The 19,102-nt window shown below is 62.6% G+C and carries 17 protein-coding genes and 1 pseudogene; 10 read left to right on the plus strand and 8 right to left on the minus strand.

The genetic code is table 11. The features are described from left to right. From ACO1XS_RS17855 to ACO1XS_RS17865, 3 genes and pseudogenes are all read right to left on the minus strand, one after another. A pseudogene (locus tag ACO1XS_RS17855) lies at nucleotides 1–156 on the minus strand (electron transfer flavoprotein subunit beta/FixA family protein); the annotation flags it as partial. A 26-nt stretch (nucleotides 157–182) separates the two neighbouring features. Continuing rightward, complete coding sequence (locus ACO1XS_RS17860) at nucleotides 183–1,418, minus strand: CaiB/BaiF CoA transferase family protein (RefSeq protein WP_331570334.1); 1,236 nt, start codon at nucleotides 1,416–1,418, stop codon at nucleotides 183–185. 6 nt (nucleotides 1,419–1,424) lie between these two features. Next, on the minus strand, nucleotides 1,425–2,612 hold the full coding sequence (locus ACO1XS_RS17865) for an acyl-CoA dehydrogenase (protein ID WP_486391305.1): 1,188 nt from the start codon (nucleotides 2,610–2,612) through the stop codon (nucleotides 1,425–1,427). Nucleotides 2,613–2,739: 127 nt separating this feature from the next. On the opposite strand from ACO1XS_RS17865, the gene ACO1XS_RS17870 reads away from it, so the two are divergent. Next, nucleotides 2,740–3,654: a LysR family transcriptional regulator gene (locus tag ACO1XS_RS17870; protein ID WP_486391306.1), complete on the plus strand. Its 915-nt coding sequence runs from the start codon at nucleotides 2,740–2,742 to the stop codon at nucleotides 3,652–3,654. On the opposite strand, the gene ACO1XS_RS17875 is transcribed toward ACO1XS_RS17870, so the two are convergent. Then, nucleotides 3,651–4,805: a porin gene (locus tag ACO1XS_RS17875; protein ID WP_486391307.1), complete on the minus strand. Its 1,155-nt coding sequence runs from the start codon at nucleotides 4,803–4,805 to the stop codon at nucleotides 3,651–3,653. The two genes, ACO1XS_RS17870 and ACO1XS_RS17875, sit on opposite strands and share 4 nt — an antisense overlap. Nucleotides 4,806–5,076: 271 nt before the next feature. Between ACO1XS_RS17875 and ACO1XS_RS17880 the strand changes: the two genes are divergently transcribed. From ACO1XS_RS17880 to ACO1XS_RS17890, 3 genes are read left to right on the plus strand one after another with little or no spacing between them, the layout of a single operon-like run. Continuing rightward, nucleotides 5,077–6,039: a C-terminal binding protein gene (locus tag ACO1XS_RS17880; RefSeq protein ID WP_486391308.1), complete on the plus strand. Its 963-nt coding sequence runs from the start codon at nucleotides 5,077–5,079 to the stop codon at nucleotides 6,037–6,039. Between the two features lie 43 nt (nucleotides 6,040–6,082). Beyond that, nucleotides 6,083–7,111, plus strand: coding sequence for a phosphotransferase family protein (locus ACO1XS_RS17885; RefSeq protein WP_486391309.1), 1,029 nt, complete (start codon nucleotides 6,083–6,085; stop codon nucleotides 7,109–7,111). A gap of 56 nt (nucleotides 7,112–7,167) precedes the next feature. Continuing rightward, a complete protein-coding gene (locus ACO1XS_RS17890) occupies nucleotides 7,168–8,754 on the plus strand; it encodes a methyl-accepting chemotaxis protein (protein ID WP_486391310.1) in 1,587 nt (528 codons plus the stop codon). 172 nt (nucleotides 8,755–8,926) lie between these two features. Here ACO1XS_RS17890 and ACO1XS_RS17895 read toward each other — a convergent pair whose 3' ends face one another. Together ACO1XS_RS17895 and ACO1XS_RS17900 are read right to left on the minus strand one after the other, a co-directional pair. Further along, on the minus strand, nucleotides 8,927–10,048 hold the full coding sequence (locus tag ACO1XS_RS17895) for a porin (RefSeq protein ID WP_486391311.1): 1,122 nt from the start codon (nucleotides 10,046–10,048) through the stop codon (nucleotides 8,927–8,929). A gap of 367 nt (nucleotides 10,049–10,415) precedes the next feature. After that, on the minus strand, nucleotides 10,416–11,219 hold the full coding sequence (locus tag ACO1XS_RS17900) for a fumarylacetoacetate hydrolase family protein (RefSeq protein ID WP_331566923.1): 804 nt from the start codon (nucleotides 11,217–11,219) through the stop codon (nucleotides 10,416–10,418). A 336-nt stretch (nucleotides 11,220–11,555) separates the two neighbouring features. Between ACO1XS_RS17900 and ACO1XS_RS17905 the strand changes: the two genes are divergently transcribed. The 6 genes from ACO1XS_RS17905 to ACO1XS_RS17930 all read left to right on the plus strand — a co-directional run bounded on the left by ACO1XS_RS17905 (nucleotide 11,556) and on the right by ACO1XS_RS17930 (nucleotide 16,917). Further along, complete coding sequence (locus ACO1XS_RS17905) at nucleotides 11,556–12,050, plus strand: cupin domain-containing protein (protein WP_331566939.1); 495 nt, start codon at nucleotides 11,556–11,558, stop codon at nucleotides 12,048–12,050. A 115-nt stretch (nucleotides 12,051–12,165) separates the two neighbouring features. Then, nucleotides 12,166–13,491: a phosphopyruvate hydratase gene (gene eno, locus ACO1XS_RS17910; protein WP_331566921.1), complete on the plus strand. Its 1,326-nt coding sequence runs from the start codon at nucleotides 12,166–12,168 to the stop codon at nucleotides 13,489–13,491. A 53-nt stretch (nucleotides 13,492–13,544) separates the two neighbouring features. Next, nucleotides 13,545–14,567, plus strand: a complete 1,023-nt coding sequence (locus tag ACO1XS_RS17915; protein WP_486391312.1) for a VOC family protein — start codon at nucleotides 13,545–13,547, stop codon at nucleotides 14,565–14,567. 7 nt (nucleotides 14,568–14,574) lie between these two features. Continuing rightward, a complete protein-coding gene (locus ACO1XS_RS17920) occupies nucleotides 14,575–15,108 on the plus strand; it encodes a carboxymuconolactone decarboxylase family protein (protein WP_486391313.1) in 534 nt (177 codons plus the stop codon). A 74-nt stretch (nucleotides 15,109–15,182) separates the two neighbouring features. Continuing rightward, nucleotides 15,183–16,292: an alcohol dehydrogenase catalytic domain-containing protein gene (locus tag ACO1XS_RS17925; protein ID WP_331566915.1), complete on the plus strand. Its 1,110-nt coding sequence runs from the start codon at nucleotides 15,183–15,185 to the stop codon at nucleotides 16,290–16,292. A 283-nt stretch (nucleotides 16,293–16,575) separates the two neighbouring features. Then, nucleotides 16,576–16,917, plus strand: a complete 342-nt coding sequence (locus ACO1XS_RS17930; protein ID WP_331566913.1) for a DUF4148 domain-containing protein — start codon at nucleotides 16,576–16,578, stop codon at nucleotides 16,915–16,917. Nucleotides 16,918–16,936: 19 nt separating this feature from the next. Here ACO1XS_RS17930 and ACO1XS_RS17935 read toward each other — a convergent pair whose 3' ends face one another. Together ACO1XS_RS17935 and ACO1XS_RS17940 are read right to left on the minus strand one after the other, a co-directional pair. After that, nucleotides 16,937–17,878 (minus strand): LysR family transcriptional regulator, encoded by a 942-nt coding sequence (locus ACO1XS_RS17935; protein ID WP_331566911.1) that lies wholly within the window; start codon nucleotides 17,876–17,878, stop codon nucleotides 16,937–16,939. An 86-nt stretch (nucleotides 17,879–17,964) separates the two neighbouring features. Continuing rightward, nucleotides 17,965–18,525, minus strand: a complete 561-nt coding sequence (locus tag ACO1XS_RS17940; protein ID WP_331566909.1) for an NADPH-dependent FMN reductase — start codon at nucleotides 18,523–18,525, stop codon at nucleotides 17,965–17,967. Nucleotides 18,526–19,102 lie beyond the last annotated feature (577 nt).

The following is a 19,102-nucleotide window of genomic DNA, read 5'->3' on the forward strand; positions in this document are numbered from 1 at the left end:
CGCTTCCTTCAGCCGCACCGCCTCTTCCACCGCGATTTCGTCGAACGGGTTCATCGACATCTTCACGTTCGCAATATCGACGCCCGTGCCATCCGACTTCACGCGAACCTTCACGTTGAAATCGACCACGCGCTTGACCGGTACGAGGACCTTCATGATTGCTTTCCCTGATGAAATGTCGGTTAAACGACGCCTCTGTCATGCAAGGCGGCGAGCTGCGGCGCATCGAGCGCGAGCCATTCGCCGAGCACGGCCTCGGTATGTTCGCCGAGCGTCGGCGGGGCATGCCGGTACTGGACGGGCGTCTCCGACATTCGTATGGGATTGGCCACCAGCGGCACCTTTCCCGCAACGGGATGGCTCATCTCCAAGCGCATCGCGCGTGCTTGCACTTGCGGATCGGCGAACACTTGGTCCATTCGATTGATGGGGCCGCACGGTACGCCGCGCGCTTCCAGCATGGACACCCATTGCGCGGTCGTGCGCGTGAGCGTGATGCCGCGCAACGATTCGACGAGCTCGTCGCGATGCTTCACACGCTGCGGGTTAGTGCGAAAGCGCGCATCGCGCGCCCACTGCGGCCGGTCGATCGCCTCGCATAGACTCGCGAACTGCGAATCGTTGCCCACGGCGATGATCATGTAGCCGTCCGCCGTCGGGAAGTCCTGGTACGGCACGATGTTCGGATGCGCGTTGCCCATCCGTCGAGGCACGTCGCCGCCGACGAGGTAGTTGGCCGCCTGATTCGCCAGCGACGCGATTTGCACGTCGAGCAGCGCGAGGTCGATATGCTGGCCCCGGCCCGAGCGCTCGCGATGCGCCAACGCGGCAAGAACGGCCACGGTCGAATAGAGCCCCGTCATGACGTCGGTCAGCGCCACGCCGACCTTCATCGGACCCTCGCCCGGCGAGCCGTCGGGCCGCCCGGTCAGACTCATCAATCCGCCCATGCCTTGAATCAGAAAGTCATAGCCGGCGCGCGCGGCATAGGGACCGGTTTGCCCGAAGCCGGTGATCGAGCAGTAGATGAGCCGCGGATTGATCGCCGACAGACTCGCATAGTCCAGCCCGTACCGCGCCAAGCCACCGACCTTGAAGTTCTCGATGACGATGTCCGCCTTGCCGGCAAGCTGCCGGATCAGCGCCTGGCCGTCGGCCTGCGCCATGTCGATCGTCACCGATCGCTTGTTGCGGTTGGCGCTCAGGTAGTACGCGGATTCGCCGGTAGGCTTGCCATCGATGTCGTCAAGCCAGGGCGGCCCCCACGCGCGCGTATCGTCGCCCGTGCCCGGACGCTCGACCTTGACGACGTCCGCCCCCAGATCGGCCAACAACTGACTCGCCCAGGGTCCGGCGAGCACGCGCGACAGATCGAGCACCCGCAGGCCGGATAGCGCGCCTTGTTTGAAGTCGTTCATAGTCGCTTAGAACGCCGCGATGCCGGTCATGGCGCGCCCGAGAATGAGCGCATGAATGTCGTGCGTGCCTTCGTAGGTGTTGACCACCTCCAGGTTCACGAGGTGCCGCGCAATGCCGAACTCGTCGCTGATGCCGTTTCCGCCCAGCATGTCGCGCGCCTGGCGGGCGATATCGAGCGCCTTGCCACAGGAGTTGCGCTTCATGATCGATGTGATTTCGACGGCTGCCGTGCCTTCGTCCTTCATCCGGCCAAGCCGCAGGCAACCTTGCAAGCCGAGCGTGATTTCCGTTTGCATGTCGGCGAGCTTTTTCTGGATCAGTTGGTTCGCCGCGAGCGGCTTGCCGAACTGCTTGCGCTCGAGCACGTATTGCCGCGCACGATGCCAGCAATCTTCCGCCGCGCCGAGCGCGCCCCATGCAATGCCGTATCGCGCGCTGTTCAGGCAAGTGAACGGACCCTTGAGCCCTCGCACGTGCTCGAACGCGTTGTCTTCCGGGCAGAACACTTCATCCATGACGATTTCGCCCGTGATCGACGCACGCAGGCCGACCTTCCCATGAATGGCCGGAGCGGACAATCCTTTCCAACCTTTTTCGAGCACGAAGCCGCGGATCGCCCCCTCGTCGTCCTTCGCCCATACGACGAAGACATCGGCGATCGGGCTGTTCGTGATCCACATCTTGCTGCCCGTCAGCAAATAGCCGCCATCGACGCGCTTCGCGCGCGTGGCCATGCCGCCCGGGTCCGAGCCGTGATCCGGTTCGGTCAGTCCGAAGCATCCGATCCATTCGCCGCGCGCGAGCTTCGGCAAATATTTGTTTTTGACCGCCTCGCTGCCGAATTCATTGATCGGGACCATCACGAGCGAGGACTGCACGCTCATCATCGAGCGATAGCCGGAGTCCACGCGCTCGACTTCGCGCGCCGCGAGTCCGTAACTGACGTAGTTCAACCCCGAACCGCCATACGCCTCGGGAATCGTCACACCAAGCAAGCCGAGCTCGCCCATCTCGCGAAAAATGTCGACGTCGGTATGCTCGCGCCGAAACGCATCGAGCACGCGCGGCGCCAGTCGTTCCTGGCAGTAGGCGCGCGCCGATTCCTGCACCATGCGCTCTTCGTCCGTCAGTTGCTGATCGAGCAGCAAGGGATCGTCCCATTTGAAGCTGGCTGACTTGTGCTGTGCACGCATTTCGAACTCGAAAGAAAGTGAGATTGGACCCACTTTAATCACACCATGAGTCACGCACAAACGATTTGTTCGCACTGATCTGTGCGAAAATCTCACTTGTTGTCAGAGTAACCGGAGACCCACCGTCATGCGCAGGAAGATCCCCTCCACGGGCGCGCTCTGCGCCTTCGAATCGGCCGCACGGCACCAGAGCTTCACCAAAGCGGCGGACGAACTGGCCGTCACGCAAAGCGCGATATGCCGGCAGATCGGTACCTTGGAAGATTTCCTGGGAGTGAAGCTGTTTCGCCGGAGCCGTCGCGGCGTGGCATTGACCGAAGCCGGGGTGGCCTATAGCCGAAGGGTCGTCGCGCGCCTGAACGATTTCGAACGCGATACGCTCGAACTCATGGCTCGCGGCGGACAAGGCGCAACGCTCGAACTCGCCGTGGTCCCTACGTTTGCCACGAAATGGCTGTTGCCGCGCTTGCCGATGTTCCATGAGGCGCATCCGGACATCACGGTGAACCTGACCTCGCAGACCCGCCCTTTCCTATTCGAAGGCACCGAATTCGACGCGGCCATTCACGCTGGGCCCGGTATTTGGCCCGGCACGGAGGGGTTGCGGCTGATGGGAGAAACCCTCGTCGCGGTATGCAGCCCGGCGCTCCTCACTGCGCGCGGCGCACTGAAGCGAAACGACTGGAAGCGCTACACGCTCTTGCAGCAGAGCACGCGGCCCTACGCCTGGCGCGAGTGGTTCGCATCCCAGGGCATGGAGGTCGAAGGCGATATGGCGGGACCGCGGCTCGAACTCTTCTCGATGGTCGCGGAAGCGGCGAAGCAAGGAATGGGCATTGCGCTCATGCCGCGCTTGCTCGTGGAGGACGAATTGAAAAGCGGCGCGCTCGTGCAAGTGTCCTCGCACGAACACCCGAGCAGCCGATCGTATTACCTGATCTTTCCGGAAGAGAAGGCGGAAAACGCGGCGCTGGGCCGGTTTCGCGACTGGGTCGCGAGGCAGGCCGGCAATGCTGCCGGCCTGCCCCACGCCGCGGCTTAAAATTTGTGCCGCAGGCCGACGCTCGTCAGGAATTGGTGGTTCGTCGACGAGGGGCCGCCGCTGCTGCCGATGAAGGCGCCGTTGAATATCGTCGAGCCCGCCCCGCTGACGGTTTGGTACTCGCCCATCAAATAAAGGTCGGTGCGCTTGGACAACGAATAGGCCGTCATCAGATTGAACTGATTCCAGCGCGGCTTCGCACGAACCGAGGCATTGGCATAGCTGCCATTGGTGAACGTGTACGATGCCGCGACTACCCACGCCGGATTGATCAGATACCGGATGTTCGCTTCGTAATTGTCGAACGTCAGATCGGTAGGCGAGCCCGTTGCCGCGGGGGCTAGCGTGCTGCCGCGATAGACCGCGCTCGCCGCGCCATAGTGCGAATGGCTCCAAACGAGGCCTAGTATGGCCGGTCCGATCGTATAGCCCGCCCCGACGCCCCATACCTGCTGCGTCGCCGCATGGAACGTCGCATCACCCGAGGTGGACGAACCGTCGAGGGCGCCCGCGGCGCCATCCCCCGGGTGGTCGATGCGCATGTACGCCGCGCTGACCGTAATGGGCCCTCTCTCGTACGTCGCCCCCGCACTGAATGCGCGATTGTCCGCAAAACCGCCCGCCTTATTGGAGAACGCATACAGCCCGCCAAATTTCAGGCCTTTGTAATCCGTGCTCGCGAATTTGACGGCATTGTCGAGCCGGAAAAAGTCGCCGAAGTTGTCGTTGTCCATGGGGTGCATGAATTCGAGCCCGCCCACGAAGCTTTGCGCCAGGCTGCGCGGCGCGAGATAGTCGACCACGGAGTCGTACTGGCGGCCCAGCGTGACAGCGCCCCAGGGGTTTGACATACCGACCCATGCTTGCCGGCCGAACAAGCGTCCGCCTTGCTGCAACGTCCCGTTCGTGCCCGTGAAGCCGTTTTCGAGCTTGAAGATGGCCTTCAATCCGCCACCGAGATCTTCGCTGCCGGTCACCCCCCATCGATCGCCGACGATATTCCCGGTCGACGCCAATACGGCGCTATGGCCCCGCTGATTGCTGACATACGAAATGCCGTTGTCGATCAGGCCGTACAGCGTGACCGAACTCTGAGCATGAGCCGCTGCGCAAAGACAGCCTCCGATCGCGAATGCGAGTTGCCGCTTCATTCCTTGTCTCCTGGTTGTTGTCCGTGTCGTCGGGTGCGATCGAATGCGTCACACTTGGATCTCGGTTCGCGCTAACGTTAGCACTGAGACGGAGAATATTTCGACTGCTCAGCTTACGACATTGGGGTTTTCGATAGCCCGTCGTAGAGCCCATTGCGGGCAAGGCCGCAGCGAATTGCCTGGTCGACTGTGTCGCCGGCCGTCTTGGCAGGCATCGTTTCTCGTGCTAACGTTTGAGCACATTTCTCGATTCACATGAACAAGGTCATTCATGAGCGACACCGTTCTTCTCACCGACTACGCCTGGCCCGACGACAGCGTCGAGCGCGCCATCGTCGAATCGTCGGGCTTTCGGCTGGTCAGCGGGCCCGCATCGCCGGCCTCTGCCTCATCGATCGAAGCCCTCGTGCGCGAGCATCGGCCCGCCGGCATCTTGACGTGCTGGGCGCAAGTATCGGCAGATGCGATCGCCGCCGCACCGAATCTGAAAATCGTCGCGAGGCTCGGTGTCGGGCTCGACAACATCGCCGTTCAGACGGCAACGGCGCGAAACGTTCTCGTGACGAACGTGCCCGACTACTGCGTCGAGGAAGTCTCTGATCATGCAGTCGGTTTCGCGTTGGCCTGGACCCGTGGCCTCGTTGCATTCGACCGCGAGGTGCGCGCGGGACGGTGGTCGCCGGCGGACGCGAAGCTGCGCCGCTTATCGTCGCTGACCTGCGGACTGATCGGCTACGGACGGATCGGGCGCGCGACGGCACGCAAGTTCGCCGCCTTCGGATGCCGCGTGCTCGCGCACGATCCGTTCATGCCCGGCAATGCCGACGGGGTGCAAGCCGTCAGCCTCGACGAATTGCTTGCGCAAAGCGACATCGTCGTCGTGCATGCGCCGCTGACCGACGGCACGCACCACCTCGTCAATCGCGAGCGGATCGCGCGCATGCGGCCCGGCGGCCTGCTCGTCAACGTGAGCCGCGGCGCGATCGTGGATACGGACGCCGTTATCGAGGCGCTCGAAAGCGGTCGCCTCTCCGCGGCCGCCCTCGACGTGCTGGAATCGGAGCCCGCCGTTCCCGCACGCTTGCTCGAGCAGCCCGGCGCGCTGCTGACCCCTCATGTGGCGTTTTCATCCGATGCTTCGCTGCTGGAATTGCGCGAGCGCGCGGCGCAAGAAGTCGTCCGTGTCCTGCGCGGCGAGGCGCCGCGCAACCCCTGCAACTTGCGTAAGGTTTGACGGCAAGCGTGCCGTTTCGATTTTCCACCACTGCCGCCTCACGATGAACGAACGAAATTGCCCCGACCCGCACCTCGACGCCTTTCTCATCGAGCATCGGCTCGCGGCCGCGAATGAACCTGCGTCCTGGCACGCTTTGACGGGCGGCGTATCGTCCGACATTTGGCGTGTCGATCTACCCGGACGATCGCTGTGCGTCAAGCGTGCGCTTTCCACCTTGAAGGTTTCCGCGCAATGGGAAGCGCCCGTTTCGCGCAACGCCTATGAATGGGCGTGGATACAATTCGCCGCGCAGCACTGCCCCGAGAATGTGCCCACGCCGCTGGCGCACGACCCGGTGCTCGGGGTGTTCGCGATGTCCTTCCTCTCCCCCGCCGAGCATCCGGTTTGGAAGCAGCAGCTCATGGCAGGCGAAGTGGAGATCGACACGGCCAAGGCCGTCGGCCGTTTGATCGGCAGCTTGCACAGCGCGAGCGCGGACAGCAGCGAGCTCGCCGATGCTTTCGACACGGGGGAGAACTTCCGTGCGTTGCGTCTGGACCCCTACCTCATCGCGATGTCCGCGCGGCACCCGACACTCGCGCGCAGGCTGGGAACGCTCGCGCTTCGTACTGCCTCGATACGCACGGCCCTCGTCCATGGCGACGTGAGTCCGAAGAACATTCTCATCGGCCCCAACGGTCCCGTGCTGCTCGATGCGGAATGCGCGTGGTTCGGCGATCCGGCGTTCGATCTTGCCTTCTGCCTCAATCACCTGCTGCTCAAATGCCTCGTGCGCCCCGACAAGGTCGACGCCTTGATCATCTCATTCAAGGCGCTGACCGAAGCGTACTTCGACGAAGCGGACTGGGAATTGCGTGCAAGCCTCGAAGCGCGCGCGGCTGCGCTGCTCCCGGCCCTGCTGCTCGCGCGCGTGGACGGCAAATCACCGGTGGAGTATCTGACCGACGACCGGCTGTGCGACCAGGTCCGCTCGGTCGCCGTTCCACTGTTGCATGAACCCGTCGACCATCTTTACCAGGTGGCGGCGGCATGGGTCGAGGGCATCGGTCGCTATATGCCGTCAAGGTAGGCGTCGCGCTCGGCACGCGGCGCATCGACGAACAATAATTACGGAGACCGGCGGCCATGCACGCTGACAGAACAGCCAGCGGGATCGAATACGTGCTCGACGATTCGATCGCCATGATTTCGAAAGGCGATCTCGACGGCAAGATCACCTACGCCAATCGAGATTTCATTTCGGTGAGCGGCTACGCCGAAAGCGAACTGCTCGGCGCGCCGCAAAGCCTGCTCGCCCACCCCGACACACCGCATCAGGTGTTCGAGGATTTCCTGCGCACCGTGCGGTCGAATCGCACGTGGACGGGGGTCGCGAAAGGCCTTCGCAAGAACGGCGATCACTTCTGGGTCGAGATGACGGCGGCGCCGATCTATGTGAATCGCCGTATCGCCGGCTACATTACGATTCGCGCGAAAGCCTCCCCGGAGAAGATTCGCTCGGCGAGCGAGGCGTATGCCGCGATGAAGAGCGGCAGCGCCGAAATTGACGTCGACCAAGGCCGACTCGTCAGGCGATCCATCTTCCGGCGCCTGCGCGCCGAAAGGCGGTTTTCCGTCTCGAGGAAGATGAACGCGCTCATGGCCCTGACGATCGTTCTCTTCGCCGGCAACTTGGCCGTCCTTGCGCATGAGGGCGGCGGCGCGAGCCGCTGGGCCATCGGGTCGTCGGTCGCCGGAATCGTTTGCTGCTTGCTGGCCTCGCTATTGTTTCGCCAGGGTGTGACCGGACCGTTCGCACGGCTCAAGGACCATATCGACGCGCTGGGCGAAGGCAATTTGTCGCAAACGATCGAAGCGCACGGCGACGACGAGGCCGCGCGGATCCGGCACGCGCTGCGCATTCTGCAAATCAATCTGAAGTTGCTCGTCTCGCAGATCAAGGAAACCACGGCGCTGGTCGGCAACGGCGTCGCGCAGATCGCATCGGGCAACGCCGATCTTGCCGTCAGAACGGAAGCGCAAGCCGCCTCATTGACGCAGATCGCCGCCTCCATGGCGAGACTCACGGCGACGGTGGCCGAAAATTCGGAAAGCGCGCGTGAAGCGGAGGTGTTGTCCACGACGACGTCGAGCGTTGCGGCAAAAGGTAGGCTGGCCGTCGGCAAAGTGATCGAGACGATGAAGTCGATCGAAGACAGTTCGCACAAAATCGTCGACATCATCGGCGTGATCGACAGCATCGCATTTCAGACGAACATCCTCGCGCTGAACGCGGCCGTGGAAGCGGCGCGCGCCGGCGTGCAAGGCCGCGGTTTCGCCGTCGTCGCCGAGGAAGTGCGCAATTTGGCGCGACGCTGCGCGGATGCGGCGAAGGAAATCAAATCCTTGATCGGCGATGCGGCCGAGCGGGTCGATGCCGGCGGCCGGCACGTGACCGATGCCGGCGAGACGATGACGGACATCGTCGCCGCCGTCGAACGCGTGGCGATGGTGCTGAGCGACATATCGACGGCCAGCAGTTCGCAAAGCGACGGCATCGTGCAGGTGAACGAAGCGCTGGCGCAGGTCGAGCATACGACCGAGCGCAACGCGGAACTCGTGGATCAAGCCGGACTCGAGTCTCGCCGCATGCAGGAAGAAGCCGGAAAATTGGCGAAACTGGTCGAATCGTTCAAGCTTTCGGGCGCGGCGCGGGGCGCGCGCGCATCGTGACGATGCGGCGATCGGCAAAGCATTCGGCGAGCGGCCCGGTCGCGATCAAGGGGATCAGGCAAAAATCGGCGAACCCGGTCCCGTACAACTCGCTGTGTCAGCCGACACTCGTCGTGCGAGGAAGGACGTCGCCGCTCCACGGGAGCGGCGACGCGCTAGGAAAGCGGCAGCTTTAGAACGCGGTCATCACCCCGACGAACGCCCCCGCTTGGGCGTGCCCGTAGTTGGGATTGCCGTTCGACGCCGTATTGGTCGCGGGATCGTAGTCGTTGTTGCCGTATGGCCCGTCGCTCAAGCCGATGTTGGACGTCGCGCTGTTACGAACGTAGGCCATCTCCGCGTATAAAAAGGTGCGCTTCGACAGGTCGTATGTACCGCCGAGCGTATAGAGCGTTGCGTTGCCGTTGCCGTGATTGGCGTTCGCATGATAGACCGCCGCCATGATCCCCGTTGCGGGCGTCACCCTCCAGGCCGCGCCGATCCATTCGTGGTCCACTTGCGTGGGCGCGGAGACGCCCGCCGGCTGCGTACTCGACGCCACGCCGACGCTGGCATCGGTTGCATTCGGCGCGCTCAGATGCTGATAGCCGGCGTACACTCGCACCGGCCCGAACGAATACGCGCCGGCTGCCAGAAGAGACCGCGAGTGGGCATAGACGTCGTTGAACGAGCCGTCGGCGCCGCGAATCTCGTCATAGATCACGCGCCCGCCCGCGTTCGCGAACTGATAGAGCATCTCGATGCCATCGGAGCGGCCCTGGCCCGTCGCCGACGATGCGCTGTTCCAACCCGTATTGTTGGTCAGGTCGTACTGGCCTTTGAGCGAAAAGCCGCCCCATGTCGGCGTCTGATACTCGAAGCCGTTCGATGCGCTTGCCCAATTGCGGGCGCGAACCAAGGTTTCGATCGAGTAGCGTTGCATCATTTGAGGATCGACGGGCCAGCTGTCTTGCGAAAGCTCGCCCGCGCCCAGGTTGCCGAGCTTGAACGTACCGAAGCGATCGTTGGCGAGCCCCACGGTCGCATGACGGCTGAACAAGGCGCCCTCCGATGCGCCGGTCATCGTGTCGAGCTGTCCTTCGAGATTGAATATCGCCCGGGTTCCGCCGCCTAGATCCTCCGTGCCGCGCAGCCCGAACCAGGAGCAACCCCAGTCCCCGCTCGATGCGGTGAAGAGGTGCCCGGTCGGCAAACCACTCTCGTACCGTATCCCGTTGTCGATACGACCGTACAACGTGACGCTGCTTTGCGCGTGTGCATTCAATGCCACGCCACTCAAAAAAACAACGGCCATGCTTCTTTGTCTCACTTGTCTTCCTTTTATTTAATTAACGTCTTAAAAAATCGCTGCCTGATGTCAGCGATAGTGGAAAAACATTTGAATCCGAGAACGCAAAGGCAATACGCCGCCACAGCGCCAAATCGGCGCTGGGCGACACAATCGGTTTGAATGCAACCCGCTTGGATTTTTTCGTGTGAAACAGAAACGGCTTGACGATCCGCGAATCGTATTTCCGGACGCTCGAGTAACGCCGGAGGATCACCGCCCGGCGCTAGCCAACGTGCGCAGCGAGGCGATGCGATCGAAACCCGCGCGTGGCTCGGCCCGATGCTGCGAGGAGCGATGCCTACCCGGAAAGGTCAGACGGTCGTTTGACCCGTCAATCGCTTCGACCGTGCGTCGGCGTCTCCGCCACGACGCTATTGCGCAACACGCCAATCGGTGCAATGTCGATTTCGACGGTGTCGCCGACGTGAATCGGCCCCACGCCGGCCGGCGTGCCGGTCATGATGACGTCGCCCGGCAGCAGCGTGAGATATCGGCTCAGATAGGCGACGAGGTACGGCACCGGAAACAAAAGGTCCGCCGAATTGCCGTTCTGACGCACCTGCCCGTTCACACGCGTGACGATTGGTACATTCGACGGATCGAGCCCCGTGACGATAGCGGGGCCGAGCGGCGCGAACGTATCGTAGCCCTTGCCCGCGAAGAGGCATCCGAACGCGCTTTCTCGCCGTTGCAGGACTCTATCGCTGACATCGTTGCCGCATGTGTAGCCGAATACGTAGTCGAGCGCCCGAGCTTCCGTCACATGCCGTGCAACTTTGCCGATGACGACGCACAGTTCGCCTTCGAAATGCACGATCTCTCCATCGGCGGGATACACGATCGACTCGTCCGGGCCGATCACCGCGGTGCTCGGTTTCATGAACAGCACGGGCAGATCCGGAACCGGCTTGCCGACTTCGTTCGAATGCGCCTTGTAGTTGTAGCCGAGACCGAAGATTCTCGGATGCTCGACCGGCGCCAACAGACGCGCACGACTCAATAGATCACGCTCGCCGCTTCGCGCGAGGCCGTCGAACGGCGAACCGGCCAAGCGCGCGATCGTGGCGTCTTCGGACACCAGGCCGTAGTAGGTCGCTCCGTCGAGCGCATAGCGAACAATCTTCTCGGACGACATCGATACTCTCCAGGGTCGTGGTTTTGCTAACGTTAGCAGTGCGGAGGCACGAGGTCAATCCACCTCGTGCGACAGAATGCGCGTATTTCCGCTATTGACAGATCGAATGACGCTCTGCCAGAATTTGTGCAAACGTTAGCAAACAAGGAGACGAGCCATGCAGCCAATCCGTCGTGCCGAAGGCTGCCCTTCGGGCGGGCCTGCCCTTGCGCCCCAGGTACGTGTCCGTCTTACCTCGGGGGAACGGCCGTGAACGAATCGAATCTGCCGGCCTCGGACGGCGTGCCGTTGGCGATACGTCGCGTCGTCACTGGACATGACGAAACGGGCGCATCGATGGTGGCGCACGACGGCGTCGCGCCCCGTTCCGATGCATTCCGGCACGTTCCGGGCATGATGTCCAGGCTCATCTGGGCCACGGACCCTGCCCCTGCGCTGCCGTCCGACGGCACCGATCCGACCTTGTCCGTCACGAGCATCGTGCCGCCGCGATCGGGCACCCGCTTCCTGGTGGTGACGTTTCCGCCGGACCGCGTCTTCGGTGCACCCGGTTTCGATCCGGCCGCGGCCGCTGCTGAAAATCTCGCCATCAGCCCGGGCCTCGCCGAATTGTTCGAAGCCGACGGCATGCATACCACGCCGACGATCGACTACGGAATCGTGCTCGACGGCGAGATTTGGCTCGAACTCGACGACGGACGGGCCGAACTGCTGCGCCGGCATGACGTCGTCGTTCAAAACGGCACCCGCCATGCTTGGCGCAACAAAAGCGACCGCTCCGCGACGCTCGCGTTCGTCTTGATCGGCGCGGCCAAAGACGCGGCGCCCTGAACGCAGGCGACTACGGGCCGCTTACACCATTTCATTCGATCATTTGATCGGCGCTCGCGCGGGCACCGAATACTTCGCCTCGAAGGCATATACAAAGACACCAAGAGAAAAACTTATGACTGATGCAACGATCGCCAACCTACACGGGCGCCGCGTCTGGGATTCTCGCGGGCGACCGACCGTCGAAGTCGAAGTCACGCTGGCCAACGGCGTCAGCGGTCGCGCCATCGCACCCGCCGGCGCGTCCATGGGCACCGGCGAAGCCGTCGATCTGCGCGATGGCGGCAACGCCTTCGGCGGGCTCGATGTGACGAATGCCCTGGCCGGCGTCAACGGACCCATCGCGAGCGCGCTTCGCGCAAAAGATGCCTACGATCAAGCGGGTATCGATGCGGCGCTCGTCGAACTCGACGGCACGCCGAATCTGAGCCGGCTCGGCGGCAATGCGGTCGTCGCGACTTCGATGGCCGTGCTGCATGCGGCAGCCGCTAGCAGCGGGCAACCGCTCTGGCGCTATCTGGCCGGCGACGGCCCCGTGCGCATGCCGCTGCCCGAAATCCAGATCTTCGGCGGCGGCGCGCATGCGGCCCGCCGCGTCGACGTTCAGGATTTCATGGTGATGTGTCCGTCGGCGGGCAGTTTCAGCGAAGCCCTCGAATGGACCGCCGAGGTCTATCGCGCCGCGGGCGCCCTCATGAAGCAAGCGGACAAACTGCAGGGTGTCGCCGACGAAGGCGGGTACTGGCCCGCATTCGACAGCAATGAAGAAGCGCTCGAAGCATTGACGCGCGCGATTTCGGACACCGGGTTACGCCCCGGCAAGGACGTCGGCATCTCGCTCGACATCGCCGCATCGGAATTCGGCCGCGATGGACGCTATACGCTCGCGCTCGACGGAAGGACGCTCGACACCGCTCAATTGATCGACATGCTCGGACGCTGGCTGGATGCCTATCCCATCGTCTCGATCGAGGACCCGCTGGCCGAAGACGACGAACCCGGCTTTCGCCAGTTCACACAGACCTACGGCTCCCGCTGCCAGATCATCGGCGATGACTTTCTGGTGACGAACGCTGCGCGTGTCGAGGCGGCCGCATCGTCGGGCGCGGTCAACGCGGTGCTGATCAAGCCCAACCAGGCGGGCACGGTCAGCGAGGCGCTCGCCGCATTGCGCGCGGGGAAAAAGGCCGGATTCGGCACGATCGTCTCCGCACGCTCGGGCGAAACGGAAGACGTGACGATCGCGCATTTGGCCGTCGGCTGGAACGCCGGTCAGCTCAAGGTCGGCTCGTTCTCGCGCTCCGAGCGCATGGCGAAATGGAACGAGGTGCTGCGCATCGAAGAAGCCCTCGGAAAACAAGCGCTCTTTAGCGGGTGGGCGGCGCTGCCGTTTTACCGCGCGTCGGCAATCGACAGCGGCAGCGCCCGCCGTCAGTGCTAACGTTAGCCACCATTTGCACGATCTGCTTGCACGACCCTTCAGCGAGGACATCCATGCTACCCACCGTCAATCTCAAGCCGCCGTTCAACATCACGCGTGCGAGCCATATCGTATTGAACGTCGCCGATCTGGCGAAAAGCCGCGAGTTCTATGTGGACATCGTCGGCCTCGTCGTCACGGAGGAAACCAGCGACATCTGTTATTTGCGCGGATTGTCCGAGGCTTGCCACCATAGTCTCGTGCTGATTCAGTCGAAGGACGCCGCATCCACCTGCAAGCGCATCGGCTTTCGCGTCTTTCTCGACGAAGACCTCGACCTCGCCTATGCGTTCTTCGAGGAACAAGGGTTGCCGGCGCAATGGGTCGATGTCGCCCACCAAGGGCGGACGCTGCACGTCGAAGACCCGTTCGGCACGAAAATCGAGCTCTGCGCGCAGATGGAAACGCGTCCGCGCCTCTATCTCGACCGCGATAAATTCAAGGGCGCGCACGCCCAACGCATCGACCACTTTCAACTCTTTTCGCCCGATACGTACAAGTCGTGCGAGTTCTACAGCAAGCTCGGTTTTCGCAATTCAGAATACCTGGCGCATGGTGAAACGCTGCTCGGCGCGTTCATGTATCGCAAGGGTACCTGCCTCGATCTGGCCATCGTGCAGAACGACGGACCGTGCATGCATCACTTCGCGTACATCGTGCCCGAATCGCACAATATTTTCACCGCCTGCGATTTAGCGGGCATTTACGGCTATGCGCATGAAGTCGAGCGAGGCCCCGGGCGCCATGGCCCGGGCGGAATGCTGTTCGTCTACCTGCGCGATCCGGACGGCCACCGCGTGGAATTGTGCGACGGCCACTATCAAACGATCGACGTCGAAGTCGAGCCGGTTCGCTGGGATGCCGCCTCGCTCAGCACGAGCGTGCGCTGGGGGCTGCCGGCACCGCACCGGTGGTACTTCGAAGCCTCTCGATTCGAGGGTGCCGAAATCGTCGAAACGTCGAGCAAACCCAAGCCCGAAACGCTCGAAACCTACATCCAAAACCAATCGGCTCTCGGCCGAACTCACACACGGTAACGATTAAATGGCACGCGTCAAATATCTTCAACGTTCCGATCTCGTCGGCGTCAACGATACCTTGTTCGATCGTCTCGAACGCGAACGCAAGGTCCCGACCGCGAATATCTTCCGCGCGCTTGCGCACGCGCCGGATATCCTCGATCAATTCCTGTCTTACGCGAACGCGATCCGCGGCTCGTCGATCAGCCCCAAGCTGCGCGAAATGGCGATCCTTACCGTGGGTCACTGCACGGGATCGGAATACGAGGTCGCGCATCATCAATCGCATGGGCTGAAGGCCGGCATCAGCGCCGAGCAATTGAAAGCCATTCCCGACTTCGAGACGTCGCCTCTTTTCAGCGAAGAAGAACGCGCAGTGATGGCCGTGGCCAAGGAATCGACGCTGAAGGTCGACGTCAGTGACGCAACGTGGCAACGCGTCGCGGCGTTTCTCGACGAACGTCAGCTCGTCGAGTTGGCGCTGAACGTCGCTTGGTACAACTCGGGCGTTCGCATCATGGGCGCGCTGGGTATCGAACTCGAAGACGGCTATCGTTGAGACGCGATGGGCTCGCGCGGCGCTCGCGCAGACGAACAGACAGGCACGGCGATTTGACAAGCATAGAGGTAGACATGGAAAGAACAATGGTTGCAGCGCGGCTGCACGCACTCGGCACCCCAATGACGCTCGACACGATTCCCGTTCCGAAGCCGCGGCCGACGGATGTGCTCGTGCGCGTCAAGGCATGCGGCATCGTGCCCAACATGGCCAATGTCATCAACAACTGGCCGACGTGGTTTCCGCATCAGCCGCTGCCGAAGTTTCCCGCGATTTTCGGGCTGGACCCGGCCGGTGTCGTCGAAGAAGTCGGCGAAGCCGTCATCAATGCGAAACCCGGCGATCGCGTCTATGTGAGCCCGCTGCGCTCCTGCGGTTCATGCAAAGCGTGCCGGGCAGGCCGGCGTAGCGAATGCCGCTATTACACGCTCAACGGCTACTTCAGTACGAGCCGCGACGGTCAGCGTATTTTCGATCTGTATCCCTACGGCGGTTTCAGCGAGTACATGACAGCGCCCGAATATGCGCTCGTCAATATCCCGGACAATCTGAGCTTCGAGCAGGCGGGGCGCTTCGGCTATCTGGGCACATCGTACGGCGCGTTGAAGAATGCGGGCGCCGGCTCGGGCCAAGTCGCGTTGATCGACGGCATCACGGGCACGCTCGGCGTGGCTTCGACGATGCTCGGCCTCGCGATGGGCCTCACGCGCATTCTCGGCACGGGGCGAGACGAGCATCTGCTCCAGCGCATCAAGGCGATCGCACCCGATCGCATCGAAGTCATGAGACTCGGCGACGGATCGGTGGGCGATTGGGCCAAGTCGCTGACGGGCGGCGAAGGCGTCGACTTCGTCATCAGCGCGCTCGGCGCAAAGGCGCCTGCCTCGACGATGCTCGATTCGATGAAGGGCGTCAGACGCGGTGGCAAGGTCGTCAACGTCGGCGGCGTGGCAGAGGACCTTCCCATCGACGTCAAATGGCTGATGGACGAGCAGGTGCATTTGATCGGCTCGAACTGGTTCACGACGGCTCAAGGCCAGGAAATGGCGGATATGGTCGGCACAGGCGCCCTCGACCTTTCATATCTCGAACACCGCAAATTCCCGCTGTCGCGCGTCAATGAGGCAATCTCCGGCCTCAAAGATCGCGATGGCGGCTTCAGCAACTACGTCGTCATTCCTTAAGCTCTTATCCTGCGAGCGCCGTACAAGCGCGGCAGTCGCGCTCCAGGTGACGATGCGCCGGTCGGCCAGCTCATTCGAGCTGGCCTTTTTTTATAGGCTCGTCACCGGCGCCCCTCCTGTTTCGCTCGATCGCCATTACCCGCATTACGCGCATCGCCGGCAACGGTGCATTCCCCGCCATAGGTATTCACCCTAATCGCTCACCTCACTACACTGCTTACATCGGTTGCAATCAATCGATCGAGATCGACAACGGATGTCGCAGTCCAATACAGAGGTAGCCATGAAGAACACGCTGATGCAGACCATCGTCGTTGCAATCGCCGCAACGGCGCCGATCGTTGCGCTCGCGCAAGCGCAGGGCCCGGCACAGGTCACGCGCGCCCAGGTCAGGAGCGAACTCGTTCAGTGGGAGCAATCCGGCTACTCGCCGCTCGGCAGCAACATCGACTATCCGGGCAACCCGCAGGCAGCCGAGGCGCGTGCAAGCGTGCAGGCGAACAACGCGGAGGCGACGACCTACGGCGGCAAGCCGGGAGGATCGACCGAAGCGGGCTCGCGTGCCGCCGCTCCCGCGAAATCGCTGTATCTCGAGAACGCCGGCTCGCTGTACGTCGGCGACTAGGGTCCCGGCTCGAGGATCGTCAGCGTGGGCGGTCTATCGCCGCCAACGCACGATGGTCGGCCTCGAACGCCGCGGGCAGATCCTCGCGCAGGAAAGCGATCCATGTGCGGATCTTCGCATCGACGAAATGCCTCGATTGATACAGCGCATGGACGAGAACGGGCTGCACGTCATACCCGCGCAGAACCCTGACGAGGGCGCCCGAAGTGAGGCCGGGCAGCGCAACGGCGGCGGGCAAAATGCCGATTCCGAGACCGCTCCTGACCGCCGGCTCGAGTGCCTCGATCACGTTGACGGCATAACGCGGCGCACCGATCTCCACGGCGACGGGTGCGTCGGCGCCATCGAAGACCCACTTGTTGAACGGAAACACCGGCGTGGCGAGCTGCAGACAGGAATGACGACACAAGTCCTCAGGCGTCTCGGGCTCGCCATGAGCCGCAATGTAGCGCGGCGAGGCACAGACGACGCCCGAAGTGCTTCCGAGCCGAACGCTGATCAGCCCCGAATCGGGTAGCCCGGGCGCGACGACGATCGATACGTCATAACCTTCAGCCAAGATGTCAGGCACCGTCCCCGACAACGTCAGCTCGATCCGCAAGGAAGGGAACTGCTCCTGATATCGCAACACGGCAGGTACGACGAGATGATGTCCGAAGCTCGACAGCGCGTGCACGCGCAAACAACCCGACGGGTGCTGCCGAGCGGCATTCGCTTCCGCCTCCGCCTCGTCGATGTTCGCCAAAATCTGCCTGCATCGATGTAGATATCGTTCGCCCGCTTCCGTTAGCGTTGTGTGTCTCGTGGTTCTATACAGCAGCCGAGAACCCAGATGATTTTCCAGCGACGAGATGGCGCGCGATGCCACGGAAGTCGTCACGTTGAGCTTGCGTGCCGCCGCCGCGAAGCCCCCCTCCGAAGCGACTTTCGCAAAGACGCGCATACATTGAAGTGTGTCCATGGCAATTTTGCGGGCCGCGGTTCGGCGAGGATTCCCACGGGAACCATGTCGCCCGCGTGTTACGGAGAAAGGAAGCGCGGCATCGTTTAGCCAGCCGACAATCGCTCGATCCATGCGCCGAAGGCGCTCACGAATCGCTTCAGGAAGTCGGTCGTAGCGGCATGGTTCAAAGCGCCGCTATCGTCGAAGAGCGCGGTCACGTTGCCAACGTATACCTCCGGCGTCGCCATCACGTTCACCCCGAGACAAACCAAAGACTGCCTGAGATGATGACTGGCGCCGAATCCGCCCATGGCGCCCGGCGAGGCGCTCACGACCGCCGCCGGCTTACCGTTGAGAACGCTCGATCCAAACGGTCGCGAAAGAACATCGACAGCATTCTTCAACACGGCCGGAACCGAACGGTTGTATTCAGGTGTCACGAACAGGATGGCATCCATGCTGGCCAACCGGTTGCGTATCTCCAGCCACGGAGCGGGCGCGTCCGCCTCCAGGTCGTCGTTATAGAACGGCAGCGCCCCAATTTCGACGATTTCCATCGAGAGCGCGGGACGCGCAAGTTTCGCTAGCGCATAGGCCAGCATCCGGTTGAACGATTTCTTGCGCAGACTTCCAACCAACACCGCCACCTTATACGGTACGGACATCGACTCCCCCTTTTCTTTCCGATGAATGCTATCGTTAGCATAGCATAGAGCTTTAATTGGGCGGAGAATATGCTGAGGCTTCGTGGGCCACAAAGGACATTCGCCATGAACTCGACCACCCCCTTTTTCCGTGGAGCGTTGGCTTGCATCGGCTTGGCGCTGTCGGCGTGCGGTGCGACGCCTCCCGCTCCCGCGAGCTCGCTTCGCACTTCCGCCCAATCAACCGACGCTCGACCGATAACCATCGTGTCCGGCACATACGGGGAAAACTGCGGCACGGCACTCGGCAACGCCACGCTCGAGCTATCGCATCAATGCGACGGCCGCCGAAGCTGCAGCTACGTTCTTCCTCCCGCTACGCGCAACGCCAAGCCCGCCTGCCGCCGCGACTTCCGCGCTGAATGGCGGTGCAGCGACACCGAATTGCACACGGCCAGCCTGAGCGCCGGAGCTCGATCCGGCGACGTCCTGGTCCTCAGCTGCGAGAGAGAGAACGGCGCAGGTAAATGACGTGAGCAAGGCCTGGCGGGTGATGCTCTGGAGGCATCGCCCGCCGCAGAAAACGGCATTGGGCATG

The sequence above is a fragment of the Trinickia sp. genome (assembly GCF_057351765.1).

Bases quoted from the DNA above. Each gene is read 5' to 3' on its own strand.
- ACO1XS_RS17860 (WP_331570334.1), bottom strand. From the start codon at position 1,418: ATGAACGACTTCAAACAAGGCGCGCTATCCGGCCTGCGGGTGCTCGAT.
- ACO1XS_RS17865 (WP_486391305.1), bottom strand. From the start codon at position 2,612: ATGCGTGCACAGCACAAGTCAGCCAGCTTCAAATGGGACGATCCCTTG.
- ACO1XS_RS17870 (WP_486391306.1), top strand. From the start codon at position 2,740: ATGCGCAGGAAGATCCCCTCCACGGGCGCGCTCTGCGCCTTCGAATCG.
- ACO1XS_RS17875 (WP_486391307.1), bottom strand. From the start codon at position 4,805: ATGAAGCGGCAACTCGCATTCGCGATCGGAGGCTGTCTTTGCGCAGCG.
- ACO1XS_RS17880 (WP_486391308.1), top strand. From the start codon at position 5,077: ATGAGCGACACCGTTCTTCTCACCGACTACGCCTGGCCCGACGACAGC.
- ACO1XS_RS17885 (WP_486391309.1), top strand. From the start codon at position 6,083: ATGAACGAACGAAATTGCCCCGACCCGCACCTCGACGCCTTTCTCATC.
- ACO1XS_RS17890 (WP_486391310.1), top strand. From the start codon at position 7,168: ATGCACGCTGACAGAACAGCCAGCGGGATCGAATACGTGCTCGACGAT.
- ACO1XS_RS17895 (WP_486391311.1), bottom strand. From the start codon at position 10,048: ATGGCCGTTGTTTTTTTGAGTGGCGTGGCATTGAATGCACACGCGCAA.
- ACO1XS_RS17900 (WP_331566923.1), bottom strand. From the start codon at position 11,219: ATGTCGTCCGAGAAGATTGTTCGCTATGCGCTCGACGGAGCGACCTAC.
- ACO1XS_RS17905 (WP_331566939.1), top strand. From the start codon at position 11,556: ATGGTGGCGCACGACGGCGTCGCGCCCCGTTCCGATGCATTCCGGCAC.
- eno (WP_331566921.1), top strand. From the start codon at position 12,166: ATGACTGATGCAACGATCGCCAACCTACACGGGCGCCGCGTCTGGGAT.
- ACO1XS_RS17915 (WP_486391312.1), top strand. From the start codon at position 13,545: ATGCTACCCACCGTCAATCTCAAGCCGCCGTTCAACATCACGCGTGCG.
- ACO1XS_RS17920 (WP_486391313.1), top strand. From the start codon at position 14,575: ATGGCACGCGTCAAATATCTTCAACGTTCCGATCTCGTCGGCGTCAAC.
- ACO1XS_RS17925 (WP_331566915.1), top strand. From the start codon at position 15,183: ATGGAAAGAACAATGGTTGCAGCGCGGCTGCACGCACTCGGCACCCCA.
- ACO1XS_RS17930 (WP_331566913.1), top strand. From the start codon at position 16,576: ATGAAGAACACGCTGATGCAGACCATCGTCGTTGCAATCGCCGCAACG.
- ACO1XS_RS17935 (WP_331566911.1), bottom strand. From the start codon at position 17,878: ATGGACACACTTCAATGTATGCGCGTCTTTGCGAAAGTCGCTTCGGAG.
- ACO1XS_RS17940 (WP_331566909.1), bottom strand. From the start codon at position 18,525: ATGTCCGTACCGTATAAGGTGGCGGTGTTGGTTGGAAGTCTGCGCAAG.